The organism is Nocardia sp. NPDC004860 (assembly GCF_040609015.1).
GTDB lineage: Bacteria > Actinomycetota > Actinomycetes > Mycobacteriales > Mycobacteriaceae > Nocardia.
In genome coordinates this window covers 862044-875919 of sequence record NZ_JBEXJI010000001.1, presented here as the reverse complement: position 1 = coordinate 875919, position 13876 = coordinate 862044, and the positions used below count along the sequence as shown (strand labels likewise).

Annotated in this window: 15 protein-coding genes; 10 read left to right on the top strand and 5 right to left on the bottom strand. The window is 69.2% G+C overall.

Annotated features, from left to right (window positions below; all coding sequences use genetic code 11):
• The first annotated feature begins 7 nt into the window (after positions 1-7).
• The 3 genes from ABZV44_RS03780 (at position 8) to ABZV44_RS03770 (ending at position 1834) form a co-directional block, all read left to right on the top strand.
• A complete protein-coding gene (locus tag ABZV44_RS03780; RefSeq protein ID WP_354831504.1) occupies positions 8-229 on the top strand; it encodes a hypothetical protein in 222 nt (73 codons plus the stop codon).
• A gap of 154 nt (positions 230-383) precedes the next feature.
• On the top strand, positions 384-1043 hold the full coding sequence (locus ABZV44_RS03775; RefSeq protein WP_354831502.1) for a biliverdin-producing heme oxygenase: 660 nt from the start codon (positions 384-386) through the stop codon (positions 1041-1043).
• 152 nt (positions 1044-1195) lie between these two features.
• Positions 1196-1834, top strand: a complete 639-nt coding sequence (locus tag ABZV44_RS03770) for a LysE family translocator (protein ID WP_354831500.1) — start codon at positions 1196-1198, stop codon at positions 1832-1834.
• Between the two features lie 13 nt (positions 1835-1847).
• Here the strand turns inward: ABZV44_RS03770 and ABZV44_RS03765 are convergent, their stop codons facing one another.
• From ABZV44_RS03765 to ABZV44_RS03755, 3 genes are all read right to left on the bottom strand, one after another.
• Positions 1848-2396 carry a flavin reductase family protein gene (locus ABZV44_RS03765; protein WP_354831497.1) on the bottom strand — a complete coding sequence of 183 codons (549 nt, stop codon included), beginning with the start codon at positions 2394-2396 and terminating at the stop codon, positions 1848-1850.
• Positions 2397-2473: 77 nt separating this feature from the next.
• Complete coding sequence (locus tag ABZV44_RS03760) at positions 2474-2947, bottom strand: YbaK/EbsC family protein (protein WP_354831494.1); 474 nt, start codon at positions 2945-2947, stop codon at positions 2474-2476.
• A 40-nt stretch (positions 2948-2987) separates the two neighbouring features.
• On the bottom strand, positions 2988-3302 hold the full coding sequence (locus ABZV44_RS03755; protein ID WP_354831493.1) for a 2-oxo-4-hydroxy-4-carboxy-5-ureidoimidazoline decarboxylase: 315 nt from the start codon (positions 3300-3302) through the stop codon (positions 2988-2990).
• A 152-nt stretch (positions 3303-3454) separates the two neighbouring features.
• Here ABZV44_RS03755 and ABZV44_RS03750 point away from each other — a divergent pair, with 152 nt between their 5' ends.
• Together ABZV44_RS03750 and ABZV44_RS03745 are read left to right on the top strand one after the other, a co-directional pair.
• Positions 3455-4276 carry a crotonase/enoyl-CoA hydratase family protein gene (locus tag ABZV44_RS03750; RefSeq protein ID WP_354831490.1) on the top strand — a complete coding sequence of 274 codons (822 nt, stop codon included), beginning with the start codon at positions 3455-3457 and terminating at the stop codon, positions 4274-4276.
• A 78-nt stretch (positions 4277-4354) separates the two neighbouring features.
• Entirely contained in the window at positions 4355-6010 is a 1656-nt protein-coding gene (locus ABZV44_RS03745; protein WP_354831487.1) for an MDR family MFS transporter, read from the top strand.
• A 65-nt stretch (positions 6011-6075) separates the two neighbouring features.
• On the opposite strand, the gene ppa is transcribed toward ABZV44_RS03745, so the two are convergent.
• A complete protein-coding gene (gene ppa / locus ABZV44_RS03740) occupies positions 6076-6567 on the bottom strand; it encodes an inorganic diphosphatase (RefSeq protein WP_354831485.1) in 492 nt (163 codons plus the stop codon).
• 230 nt (positions 6568-6797) lie between these two features.
• Here ppa and dacB point away from each other — a divergent pair, with 230 nt between their 5' ends.
• The 5 genes from dacB (at position 6798) to ABZV44_RS03715 (ending at position 12320) form a co-directional block, all read left to right on the top strand.
• On the top strand, positions 6798-8258 hold the full coding sequence (gene dacB / locus ABZV44_RS03735) for a D-alanyl-D-alanine carboxypeptidase/D-alanyl-D-alanine-endopeptidase (protein ID WP_354831482.1): 1461 nt from the start codon (positions 6798-6800) through the stop codon (positions 8256-8258).
• Positions 8259-8271: 13 nt separating this feature from the next.
• A complete protein-coding gene (locus ABZV44_RS03730; protein WP_354831480.1) occupies positions 8272-9345 on the top strand; it encodes a zinc-dependent metalloprotease in 1074 nt (357 codons plus the stop codon).
• A 94-nt stretch (positions 9346-9439) separates the two neighbouring features.
• On the top strand, positions 9440-10456 hold the full coding sequence (locus ABZV44_RS03725) for a tRNA lysidine(34) synthetase TilS (RefSeq protein ID WP_354831682.1): 1017 nt from the start codon (positions 9440-9442) through the stop codon (positions 10454-10456).
• Between the two features lie 42 nt (positions 10457-10498).
• Positions 10499-11056, top strand: coding sequence for a hypoxanthine phosphoribosyltransferase (gene hpt, locus ABZV44_RS03720; RefSeq protein WP_354831477.1), 558 nt, complete (start codon positions 10499-10501; stop codon positions 11054-11056).
• Between the two features lie 376 nt (positions 11057-11432).
• Positions 11433-12320 (top strand): LysR family transcriptional regulator, encoded by an 888-nt coding sequence (locus ABZV44_RS03715; protein ID WP_354831474.1) that lies wholly within the window; start codon positions 11433-11435, stop codon positions 12318-12320.
• Positions 12321-12473: 153 nt separating this feature from the next.
• On the opposite strand, the gene ABZV44_RS03710 is transcribed toward ABZV44_RS03715, so the two are convergent.
• On the bottom strand, positions 12474-13859 hold the full coding sequence (locus tag ABZV44_RS03710; RefSeq protein WP_354831471.1) for an amidase family protein: 1386 nt from the start codon (positions 13857-13859) through the stop codon (positions 12474-12476).
• Positions 13860-13876 lie beyond the last annotated feature (17 nt).

The window sequence follows — 13876 nt, the reverse complement described above, 5'->3', positions numbered from 1 at the left end:
GGCGAGTGTGCCGGATGTCGCGGATCGCCGGAAGGTGGTGGTCGAGCCGATCCCGGATTCGGAGGGGCGGATCGAGGCGGTGGTGGCCCCGCCGCGGGATCGGATCGCGGCGGTACTCGCCGAGTACCGCCCGGAGGAGCTCGAGGTGCTCTTCGATTACTTCACGCGGGCCACGGTCGCGCTGCGGGAGGCTGCGCACGACATGCTGGAGCGCCGCGGGTCGGTGTGACGAACGGCACGACCGTATCGGAAAAATCGTCCGAAAGTTGGATCGGGTGGGCCGCAAAGTTCGAATCGCGCGAACGTTGCTGGGGCGTAGGGTCGGAGTCGAAGTTAGGGTAGCCAAAGTGGTGCCCCCCGAGCTGACCACGAGGAGCCCGATCATGCTGGAGACCAGCACCCCGTTCTCGACGCTCATTCGCACCGCGACCGAGCAGCAGCACAACGAGGCCGAACACTCCACGTTCATGCGCGACATGCTCGGCGGACAGCTCGGGGTGGAGGCCTTCTATCGGTACACCGCGCAGCTCTGGTTCGTCTACGCCGCTCTCGAAAAGCACTCCGCCGCACTGGCTTCCGACCCCGTCGCCGGTCCGTTCGTCAAGCCGGAACTGGCGCGGCTGGCCGCACTGGAGGCCGACCTGGCCCACCTCGGCGGCGCGAACTGGCGCGATGAACTGGCCGCGCTGCCCGCCACCGCCGCCTACGCCGCCCGCATCGAGGAGTGCGCGGGCGACTGGCCGGCCGGCTATGTCGTCCACCACTACACCCGCTACCTGGGCGATCTCTCCGGCGGCCAGGTCATTCGCGGTACCGCCGAGAAACTGTGGAACCTGCCCAAGAAGGGCGACGGCGTGCGGTTCTACGTCTTCGAGCACATCGCCAACCCGGCCGCGTTCAAGCGCGACTACCGTGAGGCCCTCGACCAGCTTCCCCTCGACGGCCCCGAGGTCGATCGCGTACTCGACGAGGCGCGACTGGCGTTCACGATGAACACTGATCTGTTCCGTGAGCTGGGTGCGGAATTCAGCGCGCGGAACTGAAACTCGCAACCCCGAAGGCCGCCGACCCCCGTTGATCGACAGGGGCGGCGGCCTTCGTCATTTCCGTGGGCGTCGTTGACCCTGTTCGTCGGGGGCAGGTTCAGCGATCTCACCCTTGCGCCGGGCCGTGGTGATGGGTTGCCATGGAGGGCATGAGTTTTCCGCTGCTACTGAGTTTCGTGGGGTTGTGTGTGCTGCTCGCGCTCACGCCGGGGCCGGATACCTTTCTGGTACTGCGATTCTCGATGGCCGGATCGCGACCCGGAATCGCGGCCGCGGTGGGCTCGGCGTTCGGCGGGATCGTGTGGGCCACCGTGGTCGCGGCCGGGGTCGCGGCGCTGCTGGAGCAGTCGGCGACCGCGTATCGCACGCTCAAGGTGATCGGCGGAATCTACCTGGTGTACCTGGGTGTCCGGGCGCTGCTGGCGCATCGGCGCGGGCCCGGCGCGGCGGGCGGCGGGGCGGATGTCGCGGTGGCGCAGGGTGAGCCGGCGTCGCTGCGCTCGGCATTCGCTGCTGGATTGCTGTCGTGTGTCTTCAATCCGAAGGTGGGATTGTTCTACCTCGCGGTGCTGCCGCAGTTCCTGACCCGGGTGACATTCCTCAACACGCTCACGCTCGGGGCCATCGAATCCACTGTCGCGGCAATCGAAATGATCCTGCTGGCGGTGGCGGCCGCGCGGGCGGTGGAGCTGTTGCGACGGCCGCGCGTCCGGGTGCGGCTGGAACAGGCGAGCGCGGCGATCCTGGCGGCGCTGGGCATCGGCACGGCGGCTTCGGCCGCGGCCTGAATCGGCGCCGGCGTCAGTCGGCGATCTCGGCACGGTGGTACGCGCCGTTGTAATACACCAGCGGGCCGACCGCCGGGGAGCTCTCGGTGTTGTCGTGCACCTGGGTGACCAGGCCGATGACCAGGGTGTGGTCGCCGATCGGGAGGAGCTGATGGACCGTGGCGCGGACCCAGATGGGAGTGCCGTGCAGGACGGGTTCGCCGCTGCCGAGCGTCGTCCACAGGGACCGGTCGGTAAACCGCTCCTCGGCGGTCCGGCTGAACCGCTGGGCCAGGTGCTTCTGATGCTCGCCCAGGAAATGCACCACCAGCGATTCGGCCCGCAGCATGGCTTCGATGCTGGAGGAGGTCTCGGCGATATTGAACGAGATGAGCGGCGGCTGTGCGGAGAGCGAGGCGAACGAGGTGGCGGTGAAGCCCACCGGACCCTGGTCGGACTCGAGCGTGACGATGGTGACCCCGGCCGGATAGTGCCGCATGGCGGCGCGGTACTGCTGGGCGGTAATGCCGCTCAGATCGTCGGGCACGTGTAGCTCGGTGCCGGGCGTCGGGGAATCGCTCACGTCACGAAACTACGTGGTCGAGCGCCCGGTTATTCCACCCTGTAAGAAATTGCCCGGTCCACGCCGGTGGGTGGTGCTCAGTCCACATCGATGGCCAGGCCCGCGGTGATCCGGACCAATTCCCCGAAGGTGGTGCGGAACAGCGTGTTCGGATGCCCGCCCGCGGCCCACAACTCCTGATACTGCGACAACGCCGTGTCGACGAAGGTCGGCAGATTGGTGGGGTGCCCGAGTGGGGCGACACCCCCGATGGGCTGTCCGGTCACCTCGCGGACCATGGCCGCCGGCGCCCGGGAGAGCGTGCCCTCTAGGCGCTCCCCGGTGCGGCTCAGATGCACCTGGTGCGCACCGGACACCAGCAGCAGCACCGGATCGTCGTCGAGCAGGAAGACCAGCGATTTGGTGATCGCCCCGACGGTCACGCCGAGCGCGTCGGCGGCTTCCTGCGCGGTGTGGGTGGGACTGGGCTGGGTGATGATCACCCCGTGATGGCCGCGCGCGATCAAGGTGTCGGAGACCTTCGACGCGACCGGTGGCAGGGACCTGCGCATGGCAACCAGGGTAGAGCGATTGCGGTGGATGTGCCGGGGATCAGTAGTCGGGATAGCCCTCCTCCGGGCCCAGCAGCTCGGTCAGGCGGTCGCGCACGATCGGGGCCAGCTCCTCGACGGTGCGCTGCGAAACCCGCTGGTGCGCACAGGAATCGAAGACCCGTTCCAGGTCGATCGCGGACAGGGCGTGCAGCTCCGCCGCGGCGGCCGTCTGGAGTGCGGCATGGCCCGGGTACGGGCGGCCGTCGGCGATCTTCTGGGCCCAGGTGACATTGCAGCAGCATTCGTACAGGGCATGGATCGCGCGGCGGCGGGGGAGCGTATTGAAGCGGTCGAGGCCGATTCCGTGATGCATCAACATCCAGACCTCACACACGGGATGGGCGAGTTGTGCGAACCCGCCAATCGTGCGCCGGAATGCGGTTCGAAAACACTGGGACGCAGCAGATTTAGCACAGGATTAACACCGGCCCGACCCGCCCCCGGCACCCCCGATACGCTGGACCGATGACCGAATGGAAGGCTTTCGAGGTCGAAAGCAAGGACCACATCGCCCAGGTGACGCTCACCGGTCCCGGCAAGGGCAATGCCATGGGCCCCGACTTCTGGCGCGAACTGCCGCTGATCTTCGGCGAACTCGACGCCGACCCGGACATCCGCGCCATCGTGCTCACCGGATCCGGCACGCACTTCTCCTACGGCCTGGACCTGCCGGCCATGAGCCCGCTCTTCGGGCCGCTGCTGGCCGACCGGGCGCTCGCCGGGCCGCGCACCGACTTCCTCAAGCACGTGCGCAGCATGCAGGACTCGGTCACCGCGGTCGCCGACTGCGTCAAGCCGGTCATCGCGGCGATCTCCGGCTGGTGCATCGGCGGCGGACTGGACCTCATCGCCGCCGCGGATGTCCGCCTGGCCAGCGCCGACGCCAAGTTCAGCCTGCGCGAGGCCAAGGTGGCCATCGTCGCCGACATCGGCTCGCTGCACCGGCTGCCGGGCATCATCGGCGAGGGGCACGTGCGTGAACTCGCCTACACCGGCAAGGACATCGACGCGGCCCGCGCCGAGAAGATCGGCCTGATCAACGACGTGTACGCCGACCAGCAGGCCGTGCTGGACGCCGCCCACGCCATGGCGCGCGAGATCGCCGCCAACCCGCCGCTGGTGGTGCAGGGCATCAAGGACGTCCTCGACCAGCCCAAGCGCGGCAGGATCGCCGACGGGCTGCGCTATGTGTCGGCCTGGAACTCGGCGTTCCTGCCGTCCGAGGACCTCACCGAGGCCATCCAGGCGGTCTTCGAGAAGCGCCCCCCGGAATTCAAGGGGAAGTGACCCCGGGGGCCCCGTAAAAGGACCCCATGCCTCCGGTTCCCGGCCTATCGTTCTTGGCGGGGGACCGGAGGTATGGCCATGGCTACATCCGAGGTGAGCGAGTCGACCGGTGCGGGCGGCTTCACTCATCGCGAAATACTGGTGATCATCAGCGGCCTGCTGCTGGGCATTCTGCTCGCGGCCCTCGATCAGACCATCGTGTCCACCGCGATCCGCACCATCGCCGACGATCTGAACGGGTATTCACTGCAGGCCTGGGCGACCACCGCGTATCTGATCACCGCCACCCTGGCCACGCCGCTGTACGGCAAGCTCTCGGACATGTACGGGCGCAAGCCCTTCTACCTCGCCTCGATCACCATCTTCGTGACCGGCTCGCTGCTGTGCACCTTCGCACAGTCCATGTACGAGCTGGCCGCCTTCCGGGCGCTGCAGGGGCTGGGCGCGGGCGGGCTCATGTCGCTGGCGTTGACCATCGTGGGCGACATCGTGAGCCCGCGCGAAAGGTCCAGGTACCAAGGGTATTTCCTGGCCGTGTTCGGTACGTCGAGTGTGATCGGGCCGGTGCTGGGCGGGCTGTTCGCGGGACAGCACAGCATTCTCGGGATCGCGGGCTGGCGCTGGGTGTTCCTGGTGAACGTGCCCATCGGCCTGTTCACCCTGGTCGTGGTGACCCGGGTGCTGCGCCTGCCGCCACGTGAGAAATCCCGTGACCGCGTGGACTACTGGGGTGCGCTGGCGCTCGTCATCGCCATGAGCCCGCTGCTCATCGTGGCCCAGCAGGGGCGCGAATGGGGCTGGGGCAGTGCGCGATCCATCGTGTGCTACCTGATCGGCGCGCTCGGGGTGATCGCCTTCATACTGGTGGAAGCCGCGCTGGGGGAGGCCGCGCTCGTCCCGCTGCGCATATTCGCCAACCGCACCTTCGCGCTGGGCGTCGTCATCTCGTTCGTGGTGGGCGCGGGCATGTTCGGCGGAATCCTGCTGCTGCCACAGTATTTGCAGGCCGACCGGGGTGCCGGCCCGATGCTGGGCGGGCTGCAGATGCTCCCCATGGTGCTGGGCATGATGATCGGCTCGGTCATGTCGGGGCAATTGATCTCACGCACCGGGCACTACCGCGTCTACACGCTGCTGGGCTCGGCCATGATCACCATCGGGCTGTTCCTGCTGCACTACCTGAAGGCCGATTCGGCGTTCTGGATCGTGGTGCTGTTCATGCTGTGCGTGGGCTTCGGGCTGGGCAATCTCATGCAGCCGCTCATCGTGGCGCTGCAGAATGCGTTGCCGCCCAAGGACATGGGCGTCTCCACCGCCGCCGCCACCTTCTTCCGGCAGATCGGCGGCACGCTCGGCGCCGCGGTGTTCCTGTCGATCCTGTTCGATCGGCTCGGACCCGATATCCGCGCGCAGCTGCTGGAGTCGGGCAAGGACCGCAAGTTCCAGGACGCCGTCGCCGCCGGGGCGCACGACGGGAATCCCGCGGATATGGCGCTGTCGCAAGGATTTCTGAAGCACGACACCTCGGCGGCGCAGGGGGTGCTGAACGACAGCTCGGTGATCCAGAAGCTCGATCCCGTGCTCGCACACCCGTTCAAGGTGGGATTCGCGGAATCGCTGTCGACGGTCTTCCTGACCACATCCGCCGTCACCCTGCTGGCGTTCGTGCTGGTGGTGTTCTGGAAGGAAGTCCCGCTGCGCACGACCGCCGGGCTCGCGACCGCTGCCGAGTAGGACGGGGGATCCGGGAAAACGAAAGGGGCGGAGCGAAATCCGCGCCGCCCCTCGTCAGCGGGAGCTCAGTGGCCGCCCTGCTCCTTCAGGCGAGCGTAGGCCTCGTCGACCAGCTTCTCGGCCTTCGCGCGGCCCTCCCAGCCCTCGACCTTGACCCACTTGCCGGGCTCCAGGTCCTTGTAGTGCTCGAAGAAGTGCGCGATCTCCTTGCGCTGGAACTCCGGGATGTCCTCGACGTCCTGGATGTGCGCCCAGCGCTTGTCGCCGGCGGGCACCGCCACCAGCTTCTCGTCGATGCCGGCCTCGTCGCTCATGATCAGCACGCCGACGGGACGGGCCTCGACCAGCACACCCGGGAACACGGACTCGGGCAGCAGCACCATGCAATCCAGCGGATCGCCGTCGCCGCCGAGCGTGTTCTCGATGTAGCCGTAGTCGGCCGGGTACATCATCGGCGTGTACAGGAAGCGGTCCAGCCGAACGCGTCCGGTCTCGTGATCGACCTCGTACTTGTTGCGCTGACCCCGGGGGATCTCGATCGTGACGTCGAACTCCACGTCATCTCCTTTTCGGTGGGCGGTAAGGCTGCCGACTCGCCAGCTCGTTCAAGGGAACGACTGCGCAACGAGGATAGTGTGTGAATGCGGGGCAGTTCGCGGCCCGGCTCGGTTCTGGAGCGACTGAGCGTAGGAGTGAAGAACCGAGCTTTCGGCTCCATAGGCCTGCGCCTTGGCCGCGAACCCGCGACGCCGAAGGCGGCGCACTCAGATACAGGAGACAGCGGCAGGTGTTTGGTCGGAACAAGCAGAACATCGGTGGTCTGGAGGCCAAGCGGCGACGCAGAACCTGGATCGTGGTGTCGTTGGTGCTGGTCGTCGTGGTGGCGGCGGCCGGGGCGGTGGCGGTGATCCTGAAGCCGTGGACGGAGGAATTCCGGCACGGGGGGTTGACGATCGCCGATCCGCCCGCGCCCGTGAAGCCGATTCCGCAGGTCGCGCCCGCCCCGGTGACCGCGCCCGCCGCCTCCGCGAACGGGCTGGCCGCCGCGCTCGGACCGGTGGTCGGCAATCCGGACCTCGGGATCTTCGCCGCCTCGGTCTCCGACGGGGACACCGGCAAGGTGCTGTGGACCATGGACCCGGACAAGGGCATGATCCCGTCCTCCACCGCCAAGATCCTCACCACCGCGGCCGGACTGCTCGCCCTGCCCGACGATCACCGGATCACCACCAAGGTGGTGACCGGCTCGGTTCCCGGCGAGATCGTGCTGGTCGGCGGCGGTGACCCGACCATCACCGCGCAGCCCGACGGCAAGGGCTACTACCCGGACGCGCCCCGGCTGCAGGACCTGGTCGCGCAGATCAAGACCGCCGGGCAGCGGGTGGACTCCATCGTGGTCGACACCTCCGCCTACGCGGGCCCGAACTTCGCGCCCGGCTGGGACAACGCCGATATCGCGGGCGGCTCCATCGCACCGCTGGACCCGGTCATGATCGACGGCGGCCGCCTCGACCCGCTGGTCGAATATTCGCCCCGCACCCCCACTCCCGCCCTCGACGCGGGCCGGAAGCTGGCCACCGAACTGGGCGTCGATCCCGCCAAGGTGAAGCTGGGCACCGCCCCGGCGAGCGCGAACCAGCTGGCCGCCGTGCAGTCCGCGCCACTGCGGGAACGCATGCTGCAGGCCATGGTGCACTCCGACAATGTGCTCGCCGAGGCCATCGGCCGCGAGGTCGCGGTGGCGAGCGGGCAGGAAGCCTCCTTCACCGGCGCGGTGACCGCCATGACGACCGTGCTGCAGGCCGCCGGATTCGATCTGACCGGCCTGAAAATGGCCGACAACAGCGGGCTTTCGACCGACGACCACATTCCCCCGCGCCTGCTCAACCGGGTGCTGACCGTGGCCGCGCTGCCCAATGGTGCTGTACCGCAAGACAATTCGACCGCCGACCCGGCCGCGACCAGCACCGACGGCTCCCCGCTCGCGCCGCTGCTCGACTTCCTGCCGGTGGCGGGCGGCACCGGCTCGCTGGCGAGCCGCTATGTCGACCGGGATCGCGACGGGGCGGGGTGGATCCGGGCCAAAACCGGAACTCTGTCCGTCTCGAGTGCGTTGGTGGGTTATGTGCTGGACCGCGACGGACGGGTCCTGACGTTCGCCTTGATGTCGAACGATCGGCCGCCGGAGGTGAGCCGACCCGCGCTGGATGCCGTCGCCAACGCACTGCGCAACTGTGGCTGCTCCTGACGGGTGGATGAACATGACCGGATCCGAAAACCCTGTGGCCCCCGCTCGCACCCGGACCAACCTGACCGGTGTGGTGGACTGGAACGTGGCCGCCCGCACCGGCGCCGCGCTGGTCCCCGCCGGGCCGCGGACATCCCGGTACTCGGCCGAACACGCGGTCGCCGAACTCGCCGCCGCCTCGGTGCGCGCCGAGGGGCCAGTCCGTGAGGTCAGCGGTCTCGACGACGGGTCGGTGGTACCGGACGCGCTGATCGTGGACCGGCCCGGCTGGATCCACGCCGCCGCCGAATCCATGGCCCAGCTCACCGGCAGCGGCCTGGAACCCGGGGAGAAGGGCAAACTCGTCGGCAAACCGGCCGGAGTGCAGGCCGGGGCCATGCTGGCGTTTCTGTCGACGGCCATCCTCGGCCAGTACGACCCGTTCACCGGGCCCGACGGCACGCTGCTGCTGGTCGCGCCCAACATCATGGCGGTGGAACGCGCACTCGCCGTGCCGCCCAGCGACTTCCGGCTCTGGGTGTGCCTGCACGAGGTCACCCACCGGGTCCAATTCTCGTCCGCCCCTTGGATCGCCGGCTACATGCGCCGCAATGTCGAGGTGCTCGGTGAGGCGGGTGACGAACCCCTCGCCGACATGCTGGCCCGGCTCGTCGACGCCGTGAAGGAGCGCCGCCGCGGCGGCGACGACCCGGCCGGCGGTGTCATCGGGCTGCTGCGCGCCACCCAGGCCGCACCGCAGCGCGAAGCCCTCGACCGCCTGCTCATGCTCGGCACGCTGCTGGAGGGCCACGCGGACCACGTCATGGACGCCGTCGGACCCGCCGTGGTGCCCTCGGTCGCCCGCATCCGCGCCGCCTTCGATCAGCGCCGCAAGCGCCCCGCCAACCCCATCCAGCGGCTGCTGCGGGCACTGCTCGGCATGGACGCCAAGGTCGCCCAGTATGTGCGCGGCAAGGCCTTCGTCGACGAGGTCGTCGACACCGTCGGCATGGCGCGGTTCAACACCATCTGGACCGACCCCGAAACCCTGCCCCGCACAGACGAAATCGGCGAACCGCAGCGCTGGGTCGCCCGCGTCCTCGGCTGAGCCGTTGCCGCCGCGCCGTGCCCCGGGGCCCGCGTGCGACGATCAGGGCGTGAACGATCGGCCCCGGCTGCCCGAGACGCCTGCCGCACTGGAGATGCGGCGCGCCGTGCGGGAATGGCTGGGACGGTACGCGCCCGACGGGGTGGTCGCCGTGGCCCTCTCGGGTGGGGCGGATTCGGTCGCGCTGACAGCCGCCGCCTGTGCGGAGGCGGACGTGGTGGACGCGCTGACGGTGGATCACGGTTTGCAGACCGGGTCGGCGGAGGTGGCCGCGGCGGCGGCCGCGCTGGCGTCGCAGCTGGGCTGCCGGTCGGCGCGGGTATTGACGGTGACGGTCGAGCGTGCCGGGACGGGCCCCGACATCGCCGATCGCGACCCGGACATCGGCCGCCCCGCGGGCCTCGGCGACCGTGCGGGCAAGGCCCGGTACCCGGGTGGTCCGGAAGCGGCGGCCCGGCGCGCCCGGTACGCGGCGCTGGACCAGGCACGGCAGGGATTGCCGGTGTTGCTCGGGCACACGCTGGACGATCAGGCCGAGACGGTACTGCTCGGGCTGGGGCGTGGGTCGGGGGCGCGGTCCATCTGGGGGATGCCGGAATTCGATGCGCCGTGGGGGCGGCCGCTGCTCGGGGTGCGGCGGAGCGTGGCCCGCGAACTCTGCGCGGATCTGGGGATCACGCCCTGGCAGGACCCGCACAACAGCGCGCCGGAATTCACCCGGGTTCGCCTGCGGCACGAGGTGCTGCCGCTGCTCGAGGACGTGCTCGGCGGCGGCGTGGCCGCCGCGCTCGCGCGCACGGCAGCGCACCTGCGGGAGGACGGGGAGGTGCTGGACGCGCTCGCCGGAGAGTTGCTGGCAGCCGCCCGGGACGGTGACGGGCTGCGAATCGAGATGCTCGCCACTGCCGCGCCCGCGGTCCGCCGCCGCGTCATTCGCGAATGGTTGCTCGGGCGTGGCGCAAAATCCTTGACGGACAGCAATTTACGAGCGGTCGAGGCGCTGGTCACGCGGTGGCGGGGGCAGGGCGGGGTCGCGGTGGGCGGTTCGGCCAGTGGGACGAGGTTGGTTGCCGCGCGTGAACATGGCAGGCTCATACTCGGTTCGGAGTGAACCCGGATTCGGGTCGACATCACTGAAGGGAAACCAGCGGACGTGTACGGGGACGACATCGCGTCGGTGCTGATCAGCGAGGAACAGATCGCCGACAAGGTTGAGGAACTGGCCGAACTGGTCGCCAAGCGCTATCCCGCCGATGCCCCTGAGGGCGATCTGCTGCTGGTGGGCGTGCTCAAGGGCGCCATCTTCTTCATGACCGACCTGGCCAAGAAGCTCACCGTGCCGACGCAGATGGAGTTCATGGCCGTCTCGTCCTACGGGTCCTCCACCTCGTCCTCGGGCGTGGTGCGCATCATGAAGGACCTGGACAAGGACATCGCCGGGCGCAATGTGCTGATCGTCGAGGACATCATCGACTCCGGCCTGACGCTGTCGTGGCTGCTGCGCAACCTGTCCAGCCGCAACCCGGCCTCGCTCGAGGTGGTGACGCTGCTGCGCAAGCCCGACGCGCTGCGCACCCAGGTGGATGTGATGGCCGTGGGCTTCGACATCCCGAACGAGTTCGTGGTGGGCTACGGCCTCGACTACGCCGAGCGCTACCGAGATCTGCCGTACATCGGCACCCTGGACCCGAAGGTCTACGGCGGGGAGTAGCAACTCTCGAGGATCTGAACGAAGGCCGCTGCCGGTTACCGGGGGCGGCCTTCGGCGTTGATGTGACGAAACTCACCCGGTGGGCTGGTTTGGGGCGTGGGCCGGGGGAGTGGTCGTTGCTGGATGTCAGCGCTCGGGTCGGGTGGGAATCGGGCGTGGGGGCGGATTTATGTGTAACTGCTGGTCAAGTGTCCGCTAGGGCGTCGGCGGGTGGGCGTCGGTGAATGGCCAGGAATTCGCGGGTCCGGTTAACAGAATGTTTCGGGGGAGTCCTATGCTGTCTGTAACAAACCTGACGGCTGTTTTCTGATCCAGTTGCAAACTTTTGGGTCAGATACGGCTGGAAAATCAAGACCGATTCTGATAGCAAGGGGCTATGGACCCGCATTTGCGCGACCTGCGGTATTTCGTCGCCGTCGCTGAGGAACTGCATTTCACCAACGCCGCTCAACGGCTGCACATCGCACAACCCACCCTGTCACGACAGATCCGTCAGCTGGAGCGCCAGCTCGACGTCGTGCTGTTCGACCGCAATCAGCGCAGCGTGGCCCTGACCGTCGCCGGCAAGGAACTCCTCGAAGGCGCGCGGAAGATTCTGGAACTGTGGGAAGTCACCAATGTCGCCCTGCAGGAGGCCGGTGAGGTGCTGCGCGTCGGCATCCAGTCCTCCATCGGCCGCGGCCTGATCACCGACCTGGAGAGCGCCAGCGGCCACCGGCTCGCCCTGCACTCCGCGTCCTGGACCGACCCGTCCAGCGGGCTGGCCGGTCGTCAGGCCGACCTCGCGCTCATGTGGCTGCCGGTGCCCGACACCAGCCGCTACCGCTGGCAGGTGCTGCGCACCGAACCGCGCTGGGTGCTGCTGCCCGAGAACCACGCCCTGGCCGGCCAGGAGCAGATCGACTTCGCCGACCTGATCGACGAGCCCTTCATCGCCATGCCCGCCGAAGCCGGTGCGGCACGGGACTTCTGGCTCGGTGCGGACGCCCGCGGCGGCCGTCAGGCCAAGATCGGCGCGGAAGCGGCCACCGCCGAGGAGCGCCTCGAAGCGGTCAGCCTCGGCCTGGGCGTGTGCCTGCTGGCCGAGAACAACGTCCCCATGTACCGCTGGCCCGGCCTCACCGCCCGCCCGGTCACCGGCCTGGCCCCCTGCGAACTGGCGGTGGCCTGGCGCGCCGACGACGACCGCCCCACCATCCTCGAGTTCGCCGTCCGCGTCCTCGACGGCGGCTTCGCCGAGAAGGAACCGGTCGCGGCCCAGTAGGCCCCGGCCCGGACCGGTCGAAACGGGCGGCGGCAGAGGGTCGGAGGTTGCCGCGGTCCGTCCGGGAGTACGGTATCGGGACAGAAGCACAGCGCCGCGTCACCTAGTGACGCGGCGCTGTGCTGTATCCGGGTGTGCTGTATCCGGGTGTGCTCAGGGAGCGACGCGCTGCCAGGGGTGGGCGGCCTCGATCTGTGCGGCCAGCCGGAGGATGGTCGACTCGCTGCCGGGCGGGCCCGCGATCTGCGCCGCGACCGGGGTGCCGGTGCGCGGGTGCAGGCCCATGGGTAGTGACAGCGCGGGCCAGCCGACCAGGTTCCACAGCGGCGTGAACGGCGAGAACTTCGTGTTCGCAAGGACATTCGCCAGCCAGGGGCGGGAATGCCAGCGGCGGGCGCGCGGGGCAGGGGTCGCCAGGGTGGGCGTGATGACCACGTCGTAGCGCTCGAAGTAGTCGAGCAGCCGGGCCTCCACACGATCGACCTGCGACGGGCGCAGCAGTCCGGACTTCAGCACCGCCCTGCCGAGGGCGACGTGCACCCGGGTGCGGCGCTGCAGGCGATCCGGGTGCTGGACGGTCGCGGCCTCGCGGGCGGCATTGCCCAGCCAGCGCAGCAGCAGTGCGAAAGTCGAGCCCTGATACGGGAGTTCGGCGACGCCGATGATGTGGCCCGCCCGGGAGGCGGCCGCGGCGGCCTTGTCGGCGGCGGCGGTCCAGGCCAGGTCGATATGGCCCAGCGGTGTCGGAGCCCCGGTGGCCAGGCCGATGCGCAGCGTCGAGGGCGTCTCCAGATCGGCCAGGTCGGGGCGGTCCGCGAGCACCGAGAGCATGAGCGCGGTATCCGCGACCGTCGTTGCGAGGACCCCGTTCTCGGTCATCCCGCCCCACGAGTCCAGCCCCACCTCGGCGGGCACCAGACCGCGGCCGGGCTTGAGGCCGACCACACCGCAGCAGGCGGCCGGAATGCGGACCGAGCCGAGCCCGTCATTGCCGTGCGCGATCGGGACCATGCCGGAGCCGACCGCTGCGCCGGAACCACCCGACGAGCCGCCCGCGCAGTAGCGGGTGTTCCACGGGCTGCGGGTGATGCTGCCCGGGCTGTCGGTGACACCCCAGAGCCCGAATTCGGGCACCGTGGTCAGGCCCACGACGACCGCACCCGCGGCGCGCAGCCGCCGCACCACCGGGTGATCGCCGGTGGCTGGGGTATCGGGACCGGCCAGCGAGCCGCCCCGGGTGATCTCGCCGGCGACGTCGATATTGTTCTTGACCGCGATCGGCACGCCGGCCAGCGGCAGCATGTCCAGATCCGGTCGTTCGGCCACCGTGCGGGCCTCGGCGCGGGCCGCTTCCTCGCGAACGAGACTGAAAGCGTTCAATTTCCGATCGCGGGCGCGAATCCGGTCCAGCGCCGCGCCGACCGCGTCCTCGGGGGAGATCGAGCCGTTCTGGACGGCCGCGGCGATGCCGGTGGCCGTGGTCAGGTCCACGGGGGGACGGTCGGATGGGGTGTCGGAATCGGCCGTGGTGCGTGCCACCGCTACCTCCTCGGCGG

Bases quoted from the DNA above. Each gene is read 5' to 3' on its own strand.
- ABZV44_RS03755 (WP_354831493.1), bottom strand. From the start codon at position 3,302: ATGCATCACGGAATCGGCCTCGACCGCTTCAATACGCTCCCCCGCCGC.
- ABZV44_RS03725 (WP_354831682.1), top strand. From the start codon at position 9,440: ATGCGGCGCGCCGTGCGGGAATGGCTGGGACGGTACGCGCCCGACGGG.
- ABZV44_RS03715 (WP_354831474.1), top strand. From the start codon at position 11,433: ATGGACCCGCATTTGCGCGACCTGCGGTATTTCGTCGCCGTCGCTGAG.
- ABZV44_RS03775 (WP_354831502.1), top strand. From the start codon at position 384: ATGCTGGAGACCAGCACCCCGTTCTCGACGCTCATTCGCACCGCGACC.
- ABZV44_RS03745 (WP_354831487.1), top strand. From the start codon at position 4,355: ATGGCTACATCCGAGGTGAGCGAGTCGACCGGTGCGGGCGGCTTCACT.
- ABZV44_RS03730 (WP_354831480.1), top strand. From the start codon at position 8,272: ATGACCGGATCCGAAAACCCTGTGGCCCCCGCTCGCACCCGGACCAAC.
- ABZV44_RS03760 (WP_354831494.1), bottom strand. From the start codon at position 2,947: ATGCGCAGGTCCCTGCCACCGGTCGCGTCGAAGGTCTCCGACACCTTG.
- ABZV44_RS03750 (WP_354831490.1), top strand. From the start codon at position 3,455: ATGACCGAATGGAAGGCTTTCGAGGTCGAAAGCAAGGACCACATCGCC.
- ABZV44_RS03770 (WP_354831500.1), top strand. From the start codon at position 1,196: ATGAGTTTTCCGCTGCTACTGAGTTTCGTGGGGTTGTGTGTGCTGCTC.